The 22,913-nt window shown below is 56.5% G+C and carries 25 protein-coding genes; 14 read left to right on the forward strand and 11 right to left on the reverse strand.

Annotated elements, in window-relative coordinates; all coding sequences use genetic code 11:
- Window positions 1-29 precede the first annotated feature (29 nt).
- From fabD to BN1120_RS19585, 11 genes are all read left to right on the forward strand, one after another.
- Window positions 30-965, forward strand: coding sequence for an ACP S-malonyltransferase (fabD, locus tag BN1120_RS19535; RefSeq protein ID WP_042017641.1), 936 nt, complete (start codon window positions 30-32; stop codon window positions 963-965).
- A gap of 13 nt (window positions 966-978) precedes the next feature.
- Complete coding sequence (gene fabG, locus BN1120_RS19540) at window positions 979-1,713, forward strand: 3-oxoacyl-ACP reductase FabG (protein WP_039041169.1); 735 nt, start codon at window positions 979-981, stop codon at window positions 1,711-1,713.
- Between the two features lie 157 nt (window positions 1,714-1,870).
- Complete coding sequence (acpP, locus tag BN1120_RS19545; protein ID WP_005300909.1) at window positions 1,871-2,107, forward strand: acyl carrier protein; 237 nt, start codon at window positions 1,871-1,873, stop codon at window positions 2,105-2,107.
- 81 nt (window positions 2,108-2,188) lie between these two features.
- Window positions 2,189-3,430 carry a beta-ketoacyl-ACP synthase II gene (fabF, locus tag BN1120_RS19550; protein WP_039041168.1) on the forward strand — a complete coding sequence of 414 codons (1,242 nt, stop codon included), beginning with the start codon at window positions 2,189-2,191 and terminating at the stop codon, window positions 3,428-3,430.
- Window positions 3,431-3,496: 66 nt separating this feature from the next.
- Window positions 3,497-4,303, forward strand: coding sequence for an aminodeoxychorismate lyase (gene pabC, locus BN1120_RS19555; protein ID WP_041211426.1), 807 nt, complete (start codon window positions 3,497-3,499; stop codon window positions 4,301-4,303).
- Window positions 4,293-5,294, forward strand: a complete 1,002-nt coding sequence (gene mltG, locus BN1120_RS19560; protein ID WP_042017642.1) for an endolytic transglycosylase MltG — start codon at window positions 4,293-4,295, stop codon at window positions 5,292-5,294. Before pabC ends, mltG begins: the two co-directional genes overlap by 11 nt.
- Window positions 5,294-5,935 (forward strand): dTMP kinase, encoded by a 642-nt coding sequence (gene tmk, locus BN1120_RS19565; RefSeq protein ID WP_042017643.1) that lies wholly within the window; start codon window positions 5,294-5,296, stop codon window positions 5,933-5,935. Before mltG ends, tmk begins: the two co-directional genes overlap by 1 nt.
- Window positions 5,920-6,867: a DNA polymerase III subunit delta' gene (gene holB / locus BN1120_RS19570; RefSeq protein WP_042017644.1), complete on the forward strand. Its 948-nt coding sequence runs from the start codon at window positions 5,920-5,922 to the stop codon at window positions 6,865-6,867. Before tmk ends, holB begins: the two co-directional genes overlap by 16 nt.
- A 12-nt stretch (window positions 6,868-6,879) precedes the next feature.
- On the forward strand, window positions 6,880-7,659 hold the full coding sequence (locus BN1120_RS19575) for a TatD family hydrolase (RefSeq protein ID WP_042017645.1): 780 nt from the start codon (window positions 6,880-6,882) through the stop codon (window positions 7,657-7,659).
- 303 nt (window positions 7,660-7,962) lie between these two features.
- Window positions 7,963-8,991: a site-specific integrase gene (locus tag BN1120_RS19580; protein ID WP_041215162.1), complete on the forward strand. Its 1,029-nt coding sequence runs from the start codon at window positions 7,963-7,965 to the stop codon at window positions 8,989-8,991.
- Window positions 8,992-9,154: 163 nt separating this feature from the next.
- Complete coding sequence (locus BN1120_RS19585) at window positions 9,155-9,439, forward strand: RepB family protein (RefSeq protein WP_042017648.1); 285 nt, start codon at window positions 9,155-9,157, stop codon at window positions 9,437-9,439.
- A gap of 238 nt (window positions 9,440-9,677) precedes the next feature.
- On the opposite strand, the gene rsmF is transcribed toward BN1120_RS19585, so the two are convergent.
- From rsmF to BN1120_RS19605, 4 genes are all read right to left on the reverse strand, one after another.
- Window positions 9,678-11,108 (reverse strand): 16S rRNA (cytosine(1407)-C(5))-methyltransferase RsmF, encoded by a 1,431-nt coding sequence (gene rsmF / locus BN1120_RS19590; RefSeq protein WP_042017674.1) that lies wholly within the window; start codon window positions 11,106-11,108, stop codon window positions 9,678-9,680.
- A gap of 129 nt (window positions 11,109-11,237) precedes the next feature.
- Window positions 11,238-13,790 (reverse strand): MlaD family protein, encoded by a 2,553-nt coding sequence (locus BN1120_RS19595; protein WP_042017649.1) that lies wholly within the window; start codon window positions 13,788-13,790, stop codon window positions 11,238-11,240.
- A gap of 51 nt (window positions 13,791-13,841) precedes the next feature.
- Window positions 13,842-14,450, reverse strand: a complete 609-nt coding sequence (locus BN1120_RS19600; protein ID WP_042017650.1) for a paraquat-inducible protein A — start codon at window positions 14,448-14,450, stop codon at window positions 13,842-13,844.
- Window positions 14,428-15,072, reverse strand: a complete 645-nt coding sequence (locus BN1120_RS19605; protein ID WP_010674754.1) for a paraquat-inducible protein A — start codon at window positions 15,070-15,072, stop codon at window positions 14,428-14,430. Before BN1120_RS19605 ends, BN1120_RS19600 begins: the two co-directional genes overlap by 23 nt.
- Before the next feature lie 220 nt (window positions 15,073-15,292).
- On the opposite strand from BN1120_RS19605, the gene BN1120_RS19610 reads away from it, so the two are divergent.
- The 3 genes from BN1120_RS19610 to BN1120_RS19620 all read left to right on the forward strand — a co-directional run bounded on the left by BN1120_RS19610 (window position 15,293) and on the right by BN1120_RS19620 (window position 17,713).
- Entirely contained in the window at window positions 15,293-15,598 is a 306-nt protein-coding gene (locus BN1120_RS19610; RefSeq protein WP_042017651.1) for a YebG family protein, read from the forward strand.
- A gap of 278 nt (window positions 15,599-15,876) precedes the next feature.
- A complete protein-coding gene (locus BN1120_RS19615; RefSeq protein ID WP_042017652.1) occupies window positions 15,877-17,172 on the forward strand; it encodes a tyrosine-type recombinase/integrase in 1,296 nt (431 codons plus the stop codon).
- Between the two features lie 193 nt (window positions 17,173-17,365).
- Window positions 17,366-17,713, forward strand: coding sequence for a DUF3653 domain-containing protein (locus BN1120_RS19620; RefSeq protein ID WP_042017653.1), 348 nt, complete (start codon window positions 17,366-17,368; stop codon window positions 17,711-17,713).
- Between the two features lie 30 nt (window positions 17,714-17,743).
- On the opposite strand, the gene BN1120_RS21110 is transcribed toward BN1120_RS19620, so the two are convergent.
- The 7 genes from BN1120_RS21110 to BN1120_RS19650 all read right to left on the reverse strand — a co-directional run bounded on the left by BN1120_RS21110 (window position 17,744) and on the right by BN1120_RS19650 (window position 22,903).
- A complete protein-coding gene (locus BN1120_RS21110; RefSeq protein WP_042017654.1) occupies window positions 17,744-17,989 on the reverse strand; it encodes a YodC family protein in 246 nt (81 codons plus the stop codon).
- A gap of 423 nt (window positions 17,990-18,412) precedes the next feature.
- Window positions 18,413-18,739 carry a hypothetical protein gene (locus tag BN1120_RS21415; protein WP_145983752.1) on the reverse strand — a complete coding sequence of 109 codons (327 nt, stop codon included), beginning with the start codon at window positions 18,737-18,739 and terminating at the stop codon, window positions 18,413-18,415.
- A 337-nt stretch (window positions 18,740-19,076) separates the two neighbouring features.
- Window positions 19,077-20,291, reverse strand: coding sequence for a zonular occludens toxin family protein (locus tag BN1120_RS19630; RefSeq protein ID WP_042017655.1), 1,215 nt, complete (start codon window positions 20,289-20,291; stop codon window positions 19,077-19,079).
- Between the two features lie 3 nt (window positions 20,292-20,294).
- Window positions 20,295-20,609, reverse strand: coding sequence for a DUF2523 family protein (locus BN1120_RS19635; protein ID WP_042017656.1), 315 nt, complete (start codon window positions 20,607-20,609; stop codon window positions 20,295-20,297).
- A gap of 5 nt (window positions 20,610-20,614) precedes the next feature.
- Window positions 20,615-21,727: a hypothetical protein gene (locus BN1120_RS21420; RefSeq protein ID WP_145983751.1), complete on the reverse strand. Its 1,113-nt coding sequence runs from the start codon at window positions 21,725-21,727 to the stop codon at window positions 20,615-20,617.
- Window positions 21,728-22,066: 339 nt separating this feature from the next.
- On the reverse strand, window positions 22,067-22,279 hold the full coding sequence (locus BN1120_RS19645; protein WP_042017657.1) for a hypothetical protein: 213 nt from the start codon (window positions 22,277-22,279) through the stop codon (window positions 22,067-22,069).
- A gap of 303 nt (window positions 22,280-22,582) precedes the next feature.
- Window positions 22,583-22,903 (reverse strand): hypothetical protein, encoded by a 321-nt coding sequence (locus tag BN1120_RS19650; protein ID WP_042017658.1) that lies wholly within the window; start codon window positions 22,901-22,903, stop codon window positions 22,583-22,585.
- Between the last annotated feature and the right edge of the window lie 10 nt (window positions 22,904-22,913).

A 22,913-nucleotide genomic window follows, 5' to 3' on the forward strand; every position in this document is an offset into this window, starting at 1 on the left:
GAATTCGTCTTACCTTAAAGGAATCAATGATGACCCGATTTGCCATTGCCTTCCCGGGACAAGGCTCCCAGAGCGTCGGCATGCTGGCCGAGCTGGCCGAGCAACACGCCGTGATTAAAGAGACCTTCGCCGAGGCGAGCCAGGTGCTGGGTTATGACCTGTTTGCCCTGGTGATGGCAGGCCCGGCCGAGGATCTCAACAAGACCTGGCGTACCCAGCCTGCACTGTTGACCGCCTCCGTCGCGCTGTGGCGCCTGTGGCAGCAACAGGGGGGGGCAACCCCCGCCGTGATGGCCGGCCACAGCCTGGGGGAATACTCCGCCCTGGTGTGCAGCGGCGCGCTGGCGTTTGCCGATGCCGTCAAACTGGTCGAGCTGCGTGGTCTGGCCATGCAGGAAGCCGTACCGGAAGGCACTGGCGCCATGGCTGCCATCATCGGTCTGGACAACGAAAGCATCGCTGCCAACTGTGAGAAAGCGGCCCAGGGGCAGGTGGTCTCTCCGGTCAACTTCAACTCTCCGGGCCAGGTGGTCATCGCCGGCCACAAAGAGGCGGTCGAGCGTGCCAACGTGCTGATGAAAGAGTCAGGTGCCAAGCGTGCCCTGCCGCTGCCGGTCTCCGTGCCCTCCCACTGCGCCCTGATGAAACCGGCCGCAGAAAAACTGGCCGCCGCCCTGGATGGGATCGAGATCAAGGTTCCTGCCATCGCCGTCATCAATAATGTCGACGTTTCCTGTGAGCAGGATCCGGCCGCCATCAAGCAAGCCCTGGTGCGTCAGCTGTTCAGCCCGGTTCGCTGGACTGAAACGGTAGAGCGCATGGCAAACGACGGTGTAACCCTCGAAATCGAGATGGGTCCGGGCAAGGTGTTGACCGGCTTGGCCAAGCGTATCGATGCGCGAGTGGAAGGTATTCACGCCAACGACGCCGCCTCGTTCGAGCAGGCGCTGGCCCAGATCAAGTAAACAGGAGCAAGTCATGAGTTTTACCGATAAGGTTGTGTTGGTCACTGGCGCCAGCCGTGGCATTGGTCGTGCGATTGCGGAGACGTTTGCTGCTCGTGGCGCCAAAGTCGTGGGGACCGCGACCAGCGAGAGCGGCGCCGAAGCGATCAGTGCTTACCTGGGTGAGCAAGGCTGCGGCATGGCACTGAACGTGACCAGTCAGGAATCCATCGAAACCGTCTTCGCAGCCATCAAGGCGCGTTTTGGCGACATCGACATCCTGATCAACAACGCCGGCATCACCCGCGACAACCTGCTGATGCGGATGAAGGATGACGAGTGGAACGAGATCATCGACACCAATCTCACCTCCCTGTACCGTCTGAGCAAGCCGGTATTGCGTGCCATGATGAAGAAGCGTAACGGTCGCATCATCAGCATCGGTTCCGTGGTCGGCACCATGGGCAACGCCGGTCAGGTCAACTATGCTGCTGCCAAGGCCGGTCTGGTTGGTTTTACCAAGTCGCTGGCCCGTGAAGTGGCATCCCGTGGCATCACGGTGAATGCGGTTGCTCCCGGTTTCATCGAGACCGACATGACCAAGGCGCTCAATGAAGAGCAGCGCGCCGGCATCATGAATCAGGTGCCTGCCGCCCGTTTGGGCGATCCGAAAGAAATTGCTGCCGCTGTGGTATTCTTGGCATCGGATGATGCCGCCTATATTACCGGCGAAACCCTGCATGTTAATGGCGGGATGTACATGGTGTAATCAATTTGTCGTGAGTTCTGTTCAAATTTGCGATAATACGCCGAAGTTTGGCACATTTCGTGGTTTGACCAGCGGCAAGTCACTTGCAAACTCACGTCAATTGAATACACTACCCCAACCAGACGCAATAGCGTATTTTTAAAGGAAAATTCAGGTCATGAGCAACATCGAAGAACGCGTAAAGAAAATCATCATCGAACAACTGGGTGTTAAAGAAGAAGACGTGAAGAACGCTGCCTCCTTCGTCGACGACCTGGGCGCTGACTCTTTGGATACCGTTGAACTGGTAATGGCGCTGGAAGAAGAATTCGATACCGAAATTCCTGATGAAGAAGCCGAGAAGATCACCACTGTTCAAGCGGCTATCGACTACATCACCGCTAATCAGGAATAAGTTCCTGTTCTGAAAGAAGCGGCCCAAGGGCCGCTTCTTTTATGTTTACCCCTTTCAAAACACCTCTCGGAGACTACCTCAGTGTCAAAACGCAGAGTCGTGGTGACCGGCTTGGGGATGCTTTCCCCGGTAGGCAACACTGCCGAATCCAGCTGGCAAGCCCTGCTCAACGGGCAGAGCGGCATTTCCCTCATCGACCACTTTGATGCAAGCGAGTTCGCAACCCGTTTCGCAGGCCTGGTCAAGGATTTCGACCCCGAAGAGTTCGGCATCAACCGCAAAGAAGCCCGCAAGATGGATCTCTTCATCCAGTATGGCGTGGCGGCGGGTGTTCAGGCCCTGGAAGATTCCGGCCTGATCATCAACGAAGAGAACGCGGAGCGGGTAGGCGTTGCCATCGGCTCTGGTATCGGCGGTCTGGGTCTGATTGAGCAGAACCACAGCAGCCTCATCAATGGCGGCCCCCGCAAGCTGAGCCCCTTCTTCGTTCCGTCCACCATCATCAATATGGTGTCCGGTCATCTTTCCATCATGAAAGGCATGCAGGGACCGAACATCGCCGTGACTACCGCCTGCACCACGGGTACCCATGCCATCGGCATGGCTGGCCGGATGATCGCCTATGGCGATGCGGACGTGATGGTCGCCGGTGGTGCCGAGAAAGCCTCCACCCCCATGGGCATGGGCGGCTTTGCCGCTGCCAAGGCGCTCTCCACCCGCAATGACGAACCACAGAAGGCGAGCCGCCCCTGGGACAAGGATCGCGACGGTTTCGTGCTGGGCGACGGTGCCGGCGTACTGGTGCTGGAAGAGTATGAACATGCCAAGGCTCGCGGCGCCAAGATCTATGCCGAGCTGGTCGGCTTTGGCATGAGCGGGGATGCCTATCACATGACGGCCCCTCCCTCGGACGGCGATGGTGGCGCACGCGCCATGAAGAACGCCATCAAGGATGCTGGCATTGCACCCGAGCAGATCGGTTACATCAATGCCCACGGTACCTCCACCCCCCTTGGGGATGTGGCAGAGCTGCGCGGCATGAAGAAGGTGTTTGGTGAACATGCCAGCGCCCTGATGGTCAGCTCCACCAAGTCCATGACAGGCCACCTGTTGGGTGCGGCTGGCGCCATCGAGGCGATCATCACCGTGCTCTCTCTGCGTGACCAGATGGTGCCTCCCACCATCAACCTGGACAACCCGGATGATGAGTGCGACCTAGATCTGGTGCCGCACGTTGCCAAGGCCGGTAGCTTCGAATATGCCCTCTCCAATTCCTTCGGTTTTGGCGGCACCAATGGCTCCCTGATCTTCAAACGCGTATAATTCGCTCTGGGCGAATGATAAGGCCCGATACGGTAGTATCGGGCCTTTTTTATCGGAGGGATCCCCTTGCTGATTAATGGAATACCCACAGAAACACTGTCAGCCAGGGATCGTGGACTGGCATACGGTGATGGTCATTTCACCACCATGCTGGTGAGGGAAGGGAAGGTACTCTGGTGGCAGGACCATCTGGCCCGGTTGCAACATGCCAACGCCCGCCTTGGTTTTGGCGAGCACTCCTGGGACCTGCTTGCCGACGAGGCGGCGCAGCTTGCTTCTGGGCAGACACAGGCTGTCGTCAAGATAATGCTGACCCGGGGCGCCGGTGGGCGGGGATATGACGGCGCAGGCTGTGACACGCCCACTCGCATCGTCTCTTTGGCACCTTATCCTGAGCATTATCATGATTGGCAGCAAACCGGTATCAATGCCCTGGTATGCCAGCAGCAGCTTGGGGACAGTCCCATGCTCGCCGGTCTCAAGACGCTGGGGCGCCTCGAACAAGTGATGCTGAAGCGCGAACTTGCTGCGCGTGGCGGGGTCGAAGGTATAGTCTTGAACAGCCGGGGATTTCTGGTAGAAGGGGTCAGCGCCAATCTGTTTTGGCGTCGTGGCAGGACGGTGTTCACACCGGATCTCACCCGCGCCGGGATCGATGGCATCATGCGCAAGCGCGTGATGACGATGCTTAAACAGATGGGCATTGAACTGCGTGTCGTAGAGGCTCCATTGGAGTCACTCTGGCAGGCGGAAGAGGTCTGGCTGACCAATACCCTGATGGGGATTGTCCCGGTCACCAGCATCGGGGATATGCACTATCCCAGTCCGGTATTGATCCGCCGTTTACAGGAGCGCTTGGTCATTGAAGTTTAATCGGCTTTACACCCTGCTCGCGGGGGCGGCACTTTCTGTCGCCGTTGCCGGAGGGTACGTGTATCACAAGTGGCAACAGGTGGAGACGCTCACCAACAAGGGGCCAACCCGCCTCTTTACCGTCGAAAAAGGCGCCCATGCGGCGCGCCTGATTGCCGAACTGGGGGAGGGGGAAACCAGCCCCTGGGCGGTGCGTCTCTGGTTGCGCGGTCATCCCGAACTGGTGGCCATCAAGTCCGGCACCTATGAAATCAAGGAAGGGGCGCCGCTCAAGGAGACTCTCTCTCTCTTTGCTTCCGGCAAGGAGTTTCACTTCAGCCTGACCTTTGTCGAAGGGTCCCGTTTTGAGGATTGGCTGAAGCAACTTTCCAGCGCTCCCTATCTGGAGCGCCTGACTCTGGAGCAGAGCGAAACCGAACTGGCTCAGGAACTCGGCATCGAAAATGGCAAGCTGGAGGGGTGGTTCCTGCCGGAAACCTACGCCTATACCACTCATGCCAGCGATCTTTCCATCCTGCGCCGCGCCTATCAGGACATGAAAACGTTCTTGGAGGCTTCCTGGGAGAAGCGTCAGGCCAATCTGCCCTACAAGACACCCTATGAGGCGCTCATCATGGCCTCCATCATCGAAAAAGAGACGGGCCAACCGGATGAACGGGCCCAGATTGCCTCTGTGTTCGTCAACCGTCTACGCCTTGGCATGAAGTTGCAGACCGACCCTACCGTCATCTACGGGGTGAAGGACAGGTACGATGGCAACATTCGCCGCAGCGATCTGACCGACGTGAACCCCTACAACACCTATGTGATCGACGGTCTGCCTCCGACGCCTATCGCCATGCCGGGCAAGGCCTCCATCGAAGCGGCGCTCAACCCCAAATCGACAGACTATCTCTACTTCGTTGCCAAGGGGGGCGGTGCCCACTACTTCTCCAAGACCCTCGATGAACACAATCGGGCGGTGCGTGAATACATATTGAAGAAACCCTAATGTCTAAATTTATCGTGATTGAAGGATTGGAAGGGGCAGGGAAGAGCTCTGCGGTGCGCTATGTGACCGACTATCTGCAAGCCCACGGAGTGGCGCGGATCGAGTGCACCCGGGAGCCGGGCGGCACGCCGCTGGCGGAGCGCATGCGGGCCATCGTCAAGGAAGTGCACGACGAGCGCCTGACCGTCGAAGCTGAGCTGCTGTTGATGTACGCCTCCCGGGTGCAACTGGTGGAGACCAGGATCAAGCCGGCCCTGGCAGACGGCATCTGGGTAGTGGGTGATCGCCACGATCTTTCCTCCCAGGCCTATCAGGGGGGTGGCCGCGGCATCGATGCGAACCTCATCGGCGCCATCAAACGGGCGGTCCTCGGGGATTTCAAGCCGGATCTGACGCTCTATCTCGACATTGATCCTGCCATCGGCCTGCAGCGGGCCCGCCATCGCGGCGAGCTGGACAGGATTGAGCTGGAGCAGATCGGCTTCTTTGAACGTACCCGCCAGCGTTACCTCGAGTTGGCGGCCGCCGATGATTCCATCCAGGTCATCGATGCCGGATTGCCCCCGGCGCAAGTCAAAGCCGCCATCGAGGCAGCCCTTGAGCATTATCTGGCAAGCGAGGGACTATGTATCCCTGGCTGATCCCGGATTGGCATGCCTTGAGCGAGACGGCCCGGGCCGGACGGCTCGGGCACGCCTGGTTGCTGCTAGGCGATCCCGGCCTTGGCAAGGAGCAGCTTGCAGAGCGACTGGCGCGACTGCACCTGTGTCAGCATCCACAACGAGGTGAGCCCTGCGGTCAGTGCCACTCCTGCCAGCTTTTTGAGAAGGGGCATCACCCGGATCTTGGCACCCTGGGGCCCGAGGGCAAGACCATAGGTGTCGAAGCCATCCGGGAGATTTGCAGCCGTCTCCAGAGCACGTCCCAGCTCGGTCGCGGCAAGGTGGTGATCATTCAGGAGGCGGAGCGCATGACGGAGTCTGCCGCCAATGCTTTGCTGAAGACGCTGGAAGAGCCGGCTGGCGACAGTCTGTTGCTGCTCATCGCATCCCGGGTATCTCGCCTGCTCCCCACCATCTTGAGCCGTTGTCACAAGCATGTCTGCCAGCTCCCCTCTGAGGGGGAGACCCTTGCCTGGCTCGCCGAGCAGGGCCATCAGGCCACCCAGGCCCAGGTGCGGATCTGCCAGGGTGCGCCGCTGCGGGTGCTGAGCTACATCGAAGCACAGCAAGATGATGCCAGACGGGCATTGCTCGACGGATTTGTCTCGCTGGCATCGGCCCCCACCCGTGCGGCGAATGTCTGCGCCCAGTTGGCCGAGGATAATCAGGTCCGGCTGCACTGGTTGCAGCTCTTCCTGTGCGATGCCCTCAAGCTTCAGGCTGGCTGCGGTCATCATCAACTGGCGATGCCAGATCTTGCATCACTCAGCCAGCAACTGGCTGAGAGACACTCCAGCGAACGGCTCCTGGAAGCTGAACAGCAGCTGGTTGTGCTGAAAGAGGCTTGTCAGCCAGGACAGCTTTCCAATCCCACCATCCATTTGATGAACTGGCTCAATCGCTGGTTATAAACAAGGTTGTCTATGTTACTCGTTGATTCCCATTGCCATCTCGATCGCTTGAGTTATGGCACCAAGCAGACCGACATGGCCGATGTGCTGGCCAAGGCGGCGCAGCAGAGCGTGGGATATTTTCTCTGCGTGAGTGTGACCCAGGCCCAGTTCCCGACCATGATGGAGGCCATCGCCCCCCATCCCCAGGTGTTTGCCTCCTGCGGTGTTCACCCGCTCAATCAGGATCCCGGGGTGGATGCTGCCTTGCTGCTGACTCAGGCGGCCGATGAGAGAGTGGTGGCCATCGGCGAAACCGGGCTCGACTACTTCTATTCACCGGAAAACAAGGATGTACAGCAAGCCTCTTTCCGCGAACATATCCGGGTAGCCCGGGCACTGAACAAACCGCTCATCATCCACACCCGGGATGCCCAGGAAGACACCTTGAGGATCATGCGAGAGGAGGGGGCCGAACAGGTGGGCGGAGTGCTGCACTGCTTCACCGAGTCCCTCGAAATGGCCGAGGCCGCGATGGCCATGGGGTTCTATATTTCCATCTCGGGAATAGCCACTTTCAAGAACGCCTCAGCCCTACAGGCCGTGGTCAAGGCGTTGCCCCTGGAGCGACTGCTGGTTGAAACCGACTCTCCCTATCTGGCACCGGTTCCGCATCGGGGGAGGGAGAACGAGCCGGCCTTTGTTCGCGACGTCGCCCAATTTATCGCGGATCTTCGCCAGATACCGCTCGCTGAATTGGCGGAGGCCACCAGCCACAATTTCTTCGAATTGTTCAAGTTGGCAAAGCGATAACAGACAACGCCCCGCTATGCGGGGCGTTTTACTATGACAATCAGCACTATCATTACTCATCCAAAAACAATCATGCCAAGTTGTTATCTCTCACTTTTTTTTTGCGGTGGATACTGATGAGATTAAATCCACAATCCTGATAAAACTGAGCAGAGATGACAGGGTACTTGAGAAATAAATGAGGGAGCTGAAATGGGTTAAAAGCACTCTTCCTAAGTATCGATAATATTCATTATCGATACTTGATAGATCTGAATGATCCTGTAAGATCCACCGAAACTCCGCTTTAAATCATAGAGTTAAGTGAACTACCCACGCCTTCAAAACCCAGTTCAGCAATCCTTGCAGAGCGTCTTCGATCCTCAGCTGAACAGCCGGGCAAGACGCTTCCTGCGCAGCGCCAAAGCCGACTCCACCCTCAATGCCTATCAGGCAGATACCCGCATCTTTGTCTCCTGGTGCCAACTTCACGGGCTGGATCCCTTGCAGACGACACACCACGACATCATGAATTTTCTGGCGGATCAGGCCGACGGCATCCTGGCCAACTGGGTCTGGCTCGACAAGGAAGAAGGGAAGGGGGAGCTTCGCAACGGGGAACCTCGCAAACCGGCCACCCTGGTAAGACGGCTTGCCGGCATTCGCTATGCCTTCAAGCAGAAGGGGATCCACCCCATGCCGACCGAGCATGCGGAGATAAAGGAGATGATGCGGGGCATAGTACGGCTCGGTGATAACCGCAAACGCAAAACGGGGGCGCTGACCCTGAAACCATTGGCCTGCGTGCTGGACGAGATAGATACCAGCAACCTGGCGGGACTTCGGGATTACACCCTGTTGCTGCTGATGTTCAGTGGCGCCTTGCGCCGATCGGAAGCGGCCAGGATCGAGGTGAATGACGTGCAGTTTGTGGGGCAGGGGATACGCCTTCGTCTCAAACCAAGCAAACATCAGCTCCATGAATCGGAGATAGCACTCATTCCAGGTACCCGGTATTGCCCGGTCTCTGCACTGCAACAATGGCTGAAAAAAAGCCGGATTGCTGAGGGCCCCCTGTTTCGCCGGATGAATCGCTGGGGACAGCTGATGGCAGACCCCCTGGGGCCGCAAGGTATCAACCTGATGATCAAGCGGCGAACCGGCCAGGCCATCGACGATCTCCACGTCAGTGGCCACAGTTTGCGGCGGGGGTTCATCACCTCGGCGGTGACGGCGGGCAAGCCGATGAACAAGATCATCGAGGTGACCCGACACAAGGACATGCGCACCTTGCAGGAATATTTCGACGATGCCCACAAGTTCTCGGATCACGCCCTGGATGGGTTGTTATAGAAAACCGCGCCTCTGCTTTTTTTATGTTAAATGCTATCCTGTTGATCTGATGGTATATTCAATCCGTCCTCCACAGACATCATGACGGTGGGGGAGTCGTAATCCGATTTACTTTCGTAGAAGATGCCAACGAAAAATGAGAGATAACATTCACGATATAGACATGTCGGAAGGTCACGATAGCCAGGAATTGAAGAAAAGCGCCGCTCAAGAGAACGCCGAACGGCAGCGCCAGCACGTGAAGCGCAAGCAGGAAACCCACAGCCGGTTGCAGTGCTGGATAAGCAACCGTCACGCCGAGCGGCTGCATGAACTCGGCCTGCATCTGGAAGACAGTCAGGCATCCCTCATCGAGCAGGCGATCGACCTGCTCTATCAGCACGAACTGCAACAAACGACCAACGCGCAGCAGAGCGATGTCCCCGAGTCGGCAGACATGCTCGAATAGACGATGCTATCGTGCCGTGCCGGTGTGATTGAAAAAGAAGACAAAAAAAGCCAGGTACGAATTCCTTGTACCTGGCATAGGGGAATTGGCTCCTTGCAGAGCCGTGCGCTAACTGGTATGCGGATAGCCTTAAGCTTAGACAAGGCTCTAGGCATTTCAAGAACCGGATAAAAGTTCAACCAGAGTGGGGGTTTTTCAGACTCGAACAGGCGCTGTTTTTGCTCGAGCGACCCCACTCTCACGCATTGAACAGGTTGTTGTCCCGTACCAGCTCCCGGGGCAGGGCATTCTTGATGCGACTCCCCACCCATTTCCCCATGCCGAGCGGGTGCCCCTGGTAACGAACGATCACTTCCCCACTCCCGGCATCCTGCTCTGGCCAGACATCTCGTCCCATCATGAATTCACGGGCATTGGCGGCATCCAGCTCGACGCATCCCTTGCTCGCCTCATGGCCGTAAGCCAGAGCCCATTCATGGGTCAATCGATATCCCTTCTTGAAGGTTTCAGCCAGCTTGATGCCGATGCGATCGAAACGCAGCTTCCCCTGTACCTGCTCGAAGGCGTGAGGGAAGAGCCAGATCTCGTCATTGCGGCCAAACAGTTGGCCATGGGGCACGATGCCAAAATTCCCTTCAATCTCCCGCAACATGGGGCTGGCCTCTTTCTCTGGCAGCGGCGAGAAGGGGAACTTGCCGAGCTTGCCCGGTTTGAACATGGTGTTGGGCACGGAGTGATGCTTGCGCAACCGGGCGACGAAAAAGCCCTCACTGTCGAAGATCTGGGGCCACACATGCAGGTATCCCTCCGGCGTACAGGCTTTCTCCGCCCCCGGAAAGAGATCGGCCAACGAGTCAAAGCTGAAGGCATCGCCGAACTTCTCTTGCAGTGACTGACAGACGGCCTGATTCTCTTGCAGGCTCAGGGTGCAGGTGGAGTAGACCAGTACGCCGCCGGGTTTGAGGGCGTGAAAAGCGCTCTCCAGCAGGCCACGCTGCACTGCGGCGATCTCCTCGATGCTCTCCAGGCTCCAGTTGCGCAGCGCGTCTTCATCTTTTCGCACCGTCCCCTCGCCGGAGCAGGGGGCGTCGAGCAGGATGGCGTCGAAGGTTTCCGGCAGCCATTGGCCAAAGACCTTGGCATCGAAATGGGTCATGCCGACGTTGGTCACACCGCAGCGCTGGATATTGGCGCTCAGCACTTTCAACCTGCTGCTGGAAAACTCGTTGGCGATCAGCATGCCGCGGTTTTCCATCAGCGCCGCGATCTGGGTAGTCTTGGAGCCAGGGGCGGCGGCCGCGTCCAGCAACATGCCATCCCCTCTGGTTTGCTCACTGGCAAAGAGCGCCGTCACCGGCAACATGGAGCTCGCTTCCTGGATGTAGAAGAGGCCGCACAGATGCTCGGCCGTGTTGCCAAGGGGAATGCTCTCATCGCTGCGGGTGAGCCAGAAGCCGGCTTCACACCAGGGCACGGGATCCAGTTGCCAGCCAAGCGGTACCATGCGGGCGACAAACTCGGATACCGGGATCTTGAGGGTGTTGACCCGGATGCTGCGCCGCAACGGCTGCCGGCAACTCGCCACGAATGCCTCCATGGAGAGATGGGATGGCATGAACTCCGCAATGTGACGCAGGAAGTGATCGGGGAGGTAGGTGTTGTCGTGCACGGCGCAATCTCGCTGACCCAAAATGAGGGGCGACATCTTACCACAGTGCGCGGCCCTTCTTGATGGGGGAGTCCATGAGTCCATAAAAAAACCGGCACAAGGCCGGTTTTTGACGAGCAGGGGAATAACTCAGGGCAAAATGCGAGGGCTCCACTCCAGCCACTCTTTTTCCGCCTTGGCATGAAGCGGATAACGATGGCCCGCCTTGACGGTCGCGCCCATCTCCCGCTCCGGCGTATTGAAGGCAATCCCGCCCGCCAGCAGGCTTTGCACCGTTTCGACCTCGATGGTGCCACCGGTCAGCCCGATATCGGCCTTGACCCCGGAGACATTCCAGAAACGGCTGTTGGCGCGTATCAGATGGGCGTACTGTCCATCCACATTCACATCGATCAGTACCTCACTGCCATCCCGGGCCAGGGTCACGCCGGTGACGCTGCCCACGACCATCTTGCGAAACAGCAGGGGGCTGCCCACGCTGATGCCATCGACGGAGGGGCTCTTGAGGGTCAGGGCAAGACCGGCGGGGCCACTCTGGCTCAAGGGGAAGGTCTCCTTGCCAGCCCCCCGGCCCGGTGTCGCCTCCACAAAGGCCCCCTTGATCAGGGTATCGAGGTGGGCAACCCCCCCCAGCCCGACCTTGGCCTGCACCAGGGCATAGCGTGCCCCGGATTGCAGGAAACGCGCGGCATATTGCTCATTCAGCTCGGCCTTGAAGCTTACCTGGCCCAGGGTCGGGTCCAGTTCCACCTGCTCTACTTTGCCGATGTCCACTCCGCGATAGCGGATGGGGCTGCCAACCCCGAGACCCGGGTTGTGATCCGCCGTGAGCGTGAGGGTACGCACCTGGGAGCTTGCCTGCTCCTTGCTGTCAAAGAGCTGATGACTGCTGCGACCTGTCCCCAGCTTGTCGAATTCAATGGCACCACGCAGCAGGGTGGCGAGGTTCCCCATCTTGACCTGCACGCCGTCGAGCCGGATCTTGCCGTCGATGGCGGCCTTCTTCCAGAACTGGGGTTGCTGCTTGAGCAAAGGAGCATAGATGGCATCGATCTCCAGGGTGATGGCCACCCCGCGACCATCGGCATCCAGCGCCTTGACCTTGCCCGCTTCCAGTCCCAGGTAGAAGACGGGGGAGCCCACACCGACCCCATCAGCCTGAGCGGCACGCAGCGTCCAGCTGACCGCTTTGGCATGGCGGCTCCCAAGCAGGGCCAGCTCCTGGCTGGGGTAGAGGCGGTCAATCCTGTCACCCTTCGCAGCCTGAACCAGCTTGATGCCCCCCGCCAACCAGGCACTGGCCGGGCTGGTCTCCACCTTGATACCGCTGAGATCCGCCTCCACCTGCAAGGGGGCGGCTCGATAGAAGCGAGCCCGTTGCAGCAGATGGCGATAACGCTCGTTCACCAGCAACTCGACACTGGCATTGCCGCCGGCATCCAAGGTCAGTGCCCCGAGCTGACCTATCTGCAACCCCTTGAACCAGAGCGGAGCCCCTTCGCTCAAACCGGCGAGATCCTCTGCCTGCAGGGTCAGCTTGATGCCGCCGCGCTGTGCCTGGCTCTCCAGGGTCATGGTGTTTACCCGTTTACCGGGTTCATAGTCCAGACGAATGGCGGGCCCGGCCAGCAGGCGATCCGCATGCTTGATCCCGGCAGGGGAGAGAGAGACCGTCTCCCACACCAGACGACTCTTGCCGGTCACCCGGAACGCCTGTTCGGGGTTGATGAGGGCCGTCACGCTCCGTCCCTGTTCGGTGAGGCGAATAGGGTCGACTCGTCCAATCTCGATGCCCTCATAGAGGATGGGCATCCCTTCCTTGATGGGCAGAGTCCCCGCCTGGATGGTGATGCGCTCACCCCGGGCGGCCTCGGCCAGCCCCTTGTAGAGGATGAAGTTGACCCCCTTTTGCGCCACGGGAGAATCCTTGGGGGAGTCAAACGCAATGCCACCGCTCAGGATGGAAGTGAGGCTGCCCGCCTCCACGCTGACGCCAGCCAGGCTGAAGGAGCCCTTGATGCCGCTGATGTTCCAGAATCGGGTATCCGCTTTGACGAGGTGCTCGAAGCGCGGCTCGATCACCAGATCCAGGATCACGTTCTGGTTCTCTTCCCCAAGACGGGTGTTGATGACACTGCCCACCTCCAGCCCGCGGAAATAGATCTTGGCGCCGATGCCCACCGACCCCAGAGAATCGGCTGTCAGGTGCAGGGTGCGCCCTTGGGCCTGATAACCGGGGGGAGGGCCATCCAGGGCATCGAACTCATCCTCCAGCGGGTTGTTCTCCCGTCCGGGTTGCAGGTTGATGTAGTTGCCGGACACCAGGGTGTCCAGGCCGGAGATCTCGGTCAGTGACGCCTTCGGACTCACCAGCCAGAAGTCGGAGCCCTTGCGTATGAGGGAGCGGGCACGGCTGTCCACCTTGGCCAGCACCGCAATCTTGCGACCATCCTGTGCCAGTTCCAGCTCCTGGACCACGCCGATGGCGACCCCCTGATAGCGCAACTGGGTCTTGCCCGGCAAGATACCGTTGCCCTGGGCAAAGTTGATGCGAATGAGTTGACCACTGCTCGTCCACTGCTGGTAGAGAAAGCCTCCTGCCAGCAAGAGGGCGATGAAGGGCAGCAACCAGACCGGGGATAACCAGCGGTGCTTCTCAATGACGGGCTCAGCCCCGACCATACCGACTCCTTACATTGGCTGTGATGCACAGCACGTTCGACACAAAAAACATTAACGGGCCGCCTTGTCCCACAACAGGCGGGTATCGAGCATCCTGGCCGACATCATGGTGAGCACCACCACGCCGGCGAATGCCGTCGCCCCGGGGCCGGCACGCACGTTGAGCAGCACGCCGCGATCCACCAGGGCCACCATCAGCGAGATGACGAACAGGTCCAGCATGGACCAGCGTCCGATGAAATCGATGATGCGGTACATGACGAGCTGGCGTTTGCGGCGCACCGGCTTGCTGCGCTGCAACTGCCAGCAGATCCAGCCAAGACCCAGGATCTTGCCGATGGGCACAATGATGCTCGCGGTCAGTACTATGGTGGCGATGCCGGACATCTTGCTGCGATAGAGCGCTATGATACCGCTGAAAATGGTATCGGACTGCAATAATCCCTTGTTGTAGAAGTGGGTGATGGGCAGCAGGTTCGCAGGCAATAGCATGAAGGTGGCCAGCGCCAGCAGGCCCCATGACCAGGCGAGGGAATGGGGGATGCGCATCTGCAAGGGGGTATGACAACGAGGGCAGCTCATGCCGTGTTGATGGCGCACCAGCAACCCACAGGTATGGCAGCGGCAAAGCCCCAGTTCACGGGCGCTGATCGGGGACATGGTCCGGCTCCCGGGAGGCATGTTGCAGCGGAATCCGCTCCCAGTAAGGGGCAGGATCAAAGAGGATCAGCAGCGTCATGTTGAGCAGCATCAGACAACCCAGGCTCAGCAGACCGCCTCCCAGGCGCACGTCGGCGATGTCGATAAGCTTGAACAGGGCGACCAGCAGGCTGACGATGTACACCTCCAGCATGGCCCAGTGGCGAAATACCTCGACCGCTTTGAGGGTCCACGCCAGCAGATGCCAGCGCTTGGCCAGGCCGGAGGCGAGGGCAAAGATCCCGAGCAGCAGCCCTGTCGGCGCCAGCACGGCGCACCAGAGCACCAGTGTTGCCACCCAGAGCTCGCTCTCGGCATACAGCATCATAATTCCCTTGATCAGGTTGGCGTCCGAGTTCACGCCCGCCAGGCGAAGATAGATCAAAGGCTCAAAAAACGCGGAAGGCAGCAACAGGAATCCGGTGATGGTCAGCGCCATCAACTGGGAAGGGCGAAAGGCATAGCGCCCATAGAGATGCTGATGACAGCGGGGGCAATGGGCGTGACGGCGCAGCGGCAGCAACTTGCGTTCGATCAGCAAGTCACAGGCCGGACAGACAATCACCGAGTGCGGATCCGACATACGATTCAACCTGTTGAAGGAATTGATGAAATTTACCTTAAAACGCCTGCCCTGTCTTGCCGCGCTGCACACCCCCCTTTGAAAAGATGTGTTTTCCGCTGTGAACTGGCCGCCGCCAGCCAAGCAGGGGCTGGCGATGCATGCCGACATGCTGAGGGTATTTGCAATACTGTATATACGTACATATACTTGCAATCACTATCATCAGGAGGGCGCCGCGATGGCCGTTGAGATCAAGTATGTTGTGGTACGTGGGGGAGTGGAGAAGATGACCTTTGCCAGCAAGAAAGAGGCGGATGCCTATGACAGACTGCTGGACACCGCCGATGAGCTGATGACACTGCTGGCGGGTGCGCCGGTCGCGCTTGCACCGGAGCAGCAGGAGAGTCTGGCCTTTTATCTGGCCGAGCAGCGGGATCAGTTGCAGCAGGTATTGCGCGGTGGAAAAGGGCAGGGGAATCCCCCCAAAGAAGACAAGCTGGATACTGAACTGCCAAAGGGGAAGCCCCTGAAGAGCGTGGCTTGAGACGAAAGGGCGGGGAAGGGGATGTGAGGTAGAAGCCGCTCTCTCATTCATGAAAAGTGCAACTTAAGTCATTATCACGACTATTTTCCCCGAGAACTTTCTAACCACACTGCATATTCATTGAATATGCCGATTGCTCGTTATCATGGGGTATCACAGCAAGATGCCTCAGGTCGTTGCCCCCAAGGCGCACTGCAAGCCCTGATGCCGATAACCCCATTTATCGGCATCAGGGGGGCGGCCCCGTTCAAAACATTCAACCGACATCACACACCATCATGACTCATCCAGCACTTCCACCCGCCATGCCGCTGTTCGATAGCGTGGAGCACCTTGAGGCGGGCAATCCCCAGGTCAACCAATACCTCGCCACCCTGAGTCTTGGCAAGGTCCCCGACGCGGGGATCGTGTATGAGCTGGCCGTCGACTGGCTGCTGGAGCAGCGCCACAGCGAAAACAACTACAAGACCTATCGCAGTGAGCTGACCACTTTTTTGCACTGGTGTTTTTGCGAGGTGGCCATCAGCCCCAGGGATCTCACCAGGCGCATCATGATGCGCTATCTCGACTATTGCCAGGCGCCACCGTCCGGACTGATTGCCTATCGCAACGTCGCCCAGTTCGTGCTCGACAAGGAGTGGGGGGAACGGTTGCCAAACCCCCTGTGGCGTCCGTTTCTGGGCAAGCGGGAACTGGGCCGGGAGCTGCCGTATCGACTGAGTGAGCAGGCGATGAAGACAAAACTCGCCATTTTGTCCGCCTTCTTCCAGTTTCTCATCCAGGAGGAGTACATGGATCGCAATCCGGCTCTCCTGCTGCAGCGGGTTAAACGTGCGGGCCCCCAGGAGGCTGGTGAAGATGCGCAATCCTTCACCGAGCTGCAATGGTCCTATGTGATGCAAGCCGCCGAACAGCTCGCTGCCGAATGCCCGGCACAACATGAGCGCAGCCGCTTTCTCATCTGTCTGATGTATGCCTGTTATCTGCGGATTTCCGAGGTGGCGGCCAGGCCGGGTTTCAGCCCCGTCATGGGCCAGTTTCGACGTGACGCCAAAACGGGCGTCTGGGGTTATGACATTCCCCGCAGCAAAGGCGGTAAACGTCGCACCGTGGCCGTTTCTCAGGCTCTGCTCGAAGCCCTGGCTCGCTATCGTACCTTTCTTGGACTTTCGCCACTGCCGGCCCCCGGAGAGCAGACACCGCTGTTCGTACGCCACAAGGCGGCGGCCCATGGCCGCGAACAAGGCGAACTCAATGCCAATCTGGGTATCCGCCAGCTACGAGACCTGGTAATGGCGGTATTTGAACAGGCCGCAAGCCTTGCCGAACAAGACGGTTTTGATCAGGATGCCGCTGAAATGCGAACCCTGACGCCGCACTCCATTCGCCACACCGGTATCACCCATGACATCAATCTGCACGGCCGGCCTTTATCCCACGTACAAGCCGATGCGGGACACGACAGCATCGACACCACCTCCAAGTACCTGCACACCGGCAACCGGGAACGTCACGAGAGTGCCAGCCGCAAGCCGCTGGACCACTTGCTCGACCAGGACCGAACATATGATTGATAACTAGTGGTGAACAAATAAAGCTGCACTCATAACCAAGATGTTGGACCTAAAGGCAATCCTTGATTGACCATGCCTTGGGACTCATAAAACACGACACTGCGCATAATGTCGCGTTTGGTTAAATGCCCATGTGAAGCCCGCCGATAAGCCAGCCCACGCAATTTTGCTGGTTTATCAGGTATTTACTTGGATGGAACGAGAGTTGACCAAAAACTTCATTTTTCGTTGGTTTGAATGCGGTTTATCGGAAGAGGAGACGGCAAATCTATGTTTCGTTTCTGTGAGACAGGTCACAAATTGGGATAAGGGTAAAGAGATCCCACCTGTCTATAAACGGCTTATGCGTATGGCATCTGGGCGGGAGCTGCCCACGATTTTCAAGGAGTGGCAGGGATGGCGGATGAAGAATGACTGCCTGATCGCACCGAATGGCGTCATGTTCGACAGGAGGAGGATCGAGGCGCTGGCCATCATCCAGGCAGAGCTGTCAGAGAAGCAGAGAGAAGCATTCCATTGGCGGAAAAAATTAGGATTATGAGATAAGGGGCTCTGAGAGCCCCTTTAAGATTCAATAGCCATTCAAACTGGCACCAATACGCCGCATTTCTTCATCATGTTCGCGCTGTAGGCGCTCATCTTCAGCTTTCACTTCCGCTTTAGAGAACAGTGCTGCGTCAGGGTAAACAGCGCTAAATTCCTTAGTATTATCAAACCAAGCACAGATACAGTTGTTCTCAAAATTCCGACCAGTGACCGTCATCATCGGGCCACCACTTTTCAAACGGACAATATCACCAACATTGTAACTAGACATAAACACCTCACCATATAAGCAACATGCTCGATATGCATATGGGGCTCATAACTCAGAGTTCAACCCTAAAACTGACAATAAATTCAGTACACAAGAATCTTTATCAAGAAAGCGATTGGAGTTGAATTCCCCCCGTATTACTACACGGGGGGGGGGAGAGGGGAAAGCCGGACCCCTGGGGCAGTCAATCACCAAGACGGCACAAGACCATGAGAGCAGCTTGTCTGCGACAGGAGGCCCAGGATGTCACCATACGCGCCCCATAGCCTTCGGCTGGTCGCTCTGACTGGGGCATTAAAGACTGGTTTGGCAGGCAAGGGGGTTGCCTCAGGCTCAGGGCAAGATGGGCGTGTTTCGCCGCGAGACGCTTGGAGGCATCATCCGCAGCAGGGGGCGGCTTATAGGGGCTGGCGCCCCTCAATATCAGACCTTGATTCCCCAACGAGCCAGTTTGTCATTTATCTTCTGCGAGTCCCTCGCAATGAAGTCTCGAAAGTGTTCATTAGACGATTCGACTCCACATACGCGAGCATCAAAATGTGGATCGGTCTTTTTTCTACGTAGGGCTAACGCTTTGACATAGGCTGCGGCGAGGCTTTCATTTTGGATATATGCAGCTGCGCCTGGTCCACAAAAACGCCCTCCAGCAGATATATAAAGACTGCCTTTTTCAAGCTCACCAAACAGTTCAAACGGCACACGGTCTGTATGAATAACCTTTACCGTAAACCATTTTATTGGTAGTCCCATTTACACCTCGCTAATCCCTATCTGGATGGAAGGCATAAACATAGCTCATATGGATCGCCATTCAAACATCAGTGACGATATGTTAGACGTGCGGCAGCAGAGCGAGCGCGGCGTCTTGCCCGGCAGTGGTGCTGCCACTTCACCTCCAGCTCAATAAGGTGGCCCCCAAAGAGCCAGAGCAGGGGAGGCAACGAGAGCAGCGCTACCAGGGCAACACAGGCCCAACGAGCCTCGGCTGAATAGCTAGGATTGCTCCCTATAGCTATCAGGATGGCAATATCAATGCAGATAGCGATGATGCCAATCACGGCAACCCCCATTAGATCCAGAGCTGTATTTATGTCCAGTCATCGTTAGGCGCCCCGTCATTCTTGGCACCAGCAAAGAGCGCACCATTGACCCGCTTACGCAGCGCATCCCCGTCAGGGTCGCAATAAACGTCCACTGGCTGCCCCTGGTACTGGATAACCGCATGACACGCCGTCATGGGCTTCAAATCGACGAAGAATTGCGGCCACTCCTCGGCATAGATGGCTTGCTCGTCGTCACCTTTGCGCAGGGCAAAGCAATATTCGACGTTGTAGACATCTCGATCACTTTTGGTAAGCACATGGCAGTTGATGATCATCCGGTATCCAGCGAACGGGCCTACAGCAAAGACGCCAGCAGCATCCGCAGCAGGAGCGCCACTAGGACGTACATTAGCAGCGGGCGCAGCACCCACTTGCCCAGGAACCGAAACAGCGGCATCAGCGGGCGCAGAAGCCACCACAGGGGCTTTAGCAGGCGAGTCAATATATTCAGGCTTGATGAAACCGAAGAACATACAGAGTCCCCAAACGACCAGAACAAAAAGTATTTTAGGGTCTCGGAGCATCGAGCTACCCGCGATTGTATCCGAGACTTTACCGGTTGTAGTTGAGTCATAAAGTTTGAAAACATACTTGGGCACCTTGTTAAATGGCTTGGCTTGCAGGACATCAGAAAGAGACGTACCGGAGTTATCGGAAAGGTGGAGAACGGTCTTATAACGCCCCCCTAGGCCCAATATCGCCATATTGGTATGACGAATTGCGGTTTCCGCAGCAGCCCGGATAACTTGATGCACTTTTTTGATGTTCGGGGTTGTTAATACGAAATCCCAGTTATGGTGACGGTGCATATCAAAGGCCACGTCGATTGTTTCGGGTCGGCCATCCTCTTTCGCCTTATCCGGCCCACCTGGATAATCGAGTTTATCCAGGTCACTCTGACGCCATGCAGGCGGGAATACCCGCTGAACCTCATCGACCAGGAAGAATGCCCCCTTGGGTGCCCAGTGGTAGAACCGCGCCAGATGATCGCGGCCCTCCTGGGATTCTGTCTCGACATAAAGCACCTCGAAGCTGTCCGGTACATCCTTACCCAACACCTCTCGACAGCGCTCAACAGAGAAGCCGCGCACGTTGGTAATGATGTACCGACCCGCCTTGATGGCCGGGATCACATCGGTGTGAATAGCGCCGCTTGATTTATAAGACCCTGGCGCACCGTGATGGATTTTGATGGACATGGATCACCACCCGAAGATATTCAGTAGAAAGCGCGTCACAAATGCCTGGGTAATAACGGACAGGCCCTTGTCAAATTGCAGATAGAGCAAAATATCCCGCACAGATGCTGGGAGACTATTAAAGGAGGACGATATCAAATCACTGAATTGCAGGTTTATCAGAATTTCCCTGGCAACATCCCATGAAAACACCAACAAGAATATCTTGAACTCAATCCACTGAATAGCCAGTTTTACCGAAATCCAGGCCGTTACCTGGACAGCAAGATTATATATGTCCTGGAACAACCCACTAAATAAATCTCCTAACCACTCCATCGCTATCACCTTCTAGTCAAAATAATGAATGCTGTAAAGTAGAAAATAAACATCATCAAAGCCGCCAGAAACTCCCAATAACCATCGGAATCAGGGCAGACTTGATAATACTTTCCAAACATGGAGAACATATCGAAGCACTTAGGAGCCGAGGCAGAGCCATAAAACTGATATTTAAACATATCGGTCATTTCATTTTTAATAGAAAGATACTGGCTTTTTAAAGCCTCCTTATGTTCATCATATACTTTCGTTATCTGCTCCAAGTCAAAAGCACAGCTAGCATCACCCGAGCAAAGCGGTGATTCATATTCAGCCTTTGCCACATGCAATGGATTTGATGAAGAACCTGGCATCTGAGAATAATCAATATTAAAGTCGCCAGACCCACCTTGACCACCACCAGAATTTCCCCAGCCATTCTTTAAACCATCTTGGAGCATGTATTTAATGCCGTAAAGATTGTCATTCATCTGGCTTAAATAGCCTGACTGACTAGAAATATTGGAGTTAACCGAATTAACCGAACCTTGAAGGCTCCCAATAGCACCAAGCATACTCCCCATATTGGATGACATGGAGCTTGTATTGCCGCTAATAGAGCCAAGGGTTGACATGGCCGATTGTTGCATTGCTTTCAGCGAAGCTACATCACCTTTGATTGCAGATAAATCAACAGTAGAAACGGCACCACTTGTACCGCCAGAAGAACCCATACTATCAGCAATTTTCTTTAACTGAGCATTAGCCAAATCAAAATCAGCCTCCATACGAGACAAATAAATATTAGTCCCCTCTATTCGACCAGGAGTTTCCCGTATATAAGTTAGCGCCTGATCAAGCTTGTCATTAACGTCAGACAATTCGAGCTGGGTCTTAAATGTATTACCAGAAATATGATTGGAATAATCCTTCAAACCAGAAAGCCTAGAATCAATCTCCGCAAGCTGCTTACCTAAATTAGTATTAATCTTTGAAAGGGTATAACCCACGGTCTGATAACCGTAATGATTAAAATACTGCCAACCAGCAATATTATCGGTATCACCAGGAAGGCTACCATCCCCGCCAGGACTGCCCCCAGTATCGCCACCGTCGCCACCAGTACCAGTGCCCACGGTACATTCCACACCGTTAGACTGTATGGGGCCCATGGTGCCCGTAGATGGGGTCTCAACACAGACTCCAGGGCAAACGACCTGGCACCCGCCCAGAGTGGAGGATTCCCATTTAACGCAATAGGGCATTTCTGTACCTATAGGCACATTTTGCAGATTGAGCCCTGCCGGACAGCTCGCAAACGCCCCCAGCGGCACCAGGAAGAGCAGATAAAGCAATCTCACGCGACCCCCAATAAAAAAGGCGACCGAAGCCGCCTTATGTCATATCGAAAACGATGTTCTCCAGCCTTCGACAAAGAACAAAAACCATAGCGTCCCAATCAACAGGGACACGGTTTAAGCCTTACGCATGAGCGCGATCAGGATACCGACCCCGACGACTGTAGCCACGACCATCATCACCTTGGGCGCGGTAGTGGTGACGTCAGACTGGGCAGCATCCAGGGCAGCACCCGCAGCGGCAGCGATACCACCATCAGCAGCATTGGCACCAACAGCAGCTACGGAGCCCACCAGGGCGATACAGCCATTACGGAAATAGTTACGCATACTCGTTTATCCTCTTTTTGCACCTACAATGACACGGGCAATAGCGCCCAGTTTTAAACCCAAAGCCCACATAACGATCCCAGAGCTAAAGGCAATTCCCACAACCGATATATCGAATTGGAACCAATTAGAGATATCGGTGAGTTTGGTGTGCTCCTGGACAGTCAGGAGCACGTAATTACAAGAATCCCCCTCTGAAAGGCGGGTATATCCTTCGGAGGTAATATCTAGGCAAATCATTATTGCGCCCTCGTCGTCGGTCGCTGCGCGCCCTCGCTCCTCCTCCTCGTTGGCGCTGGTTGTTTACAGAGGCTTTTTAGATGCTTGGTAGCCGACAACAACGTTACGGGTCGGATTCTGGGGATCCGCTTCCAGAATAAGATCAATCGCCACCAACTTGGGGCAATCAGCCATTTCCTTGATAGTCGACGCATCATTGCGCAGGGACAACTGGCGAACCTCATAACCCCAGGAGTTGATATTGCACTCCGGCTTGTTGACGTTGTTTGCAGGAGCCAGATATTCGACCTGGGCAAAGTCGTAAGGCACCGGAGCGCCAGACTTGCGGGAAACACCGTAGCCATGGGTCACGCGAGTGACCAGCACACTGGACAAAATAGACATAGTTATTACC

The sequence above is a fragment of the Aeromonas caviae genome, assembly GCF_000819785.1.
In the GTDB taxonomy this organism is placed as follows: Bacteria; Pseudomonadota; Gammaproteobacteria; order Enterobacterales; family Aeromonadaceae; genus Aeromonas; species Aeromonas caviae.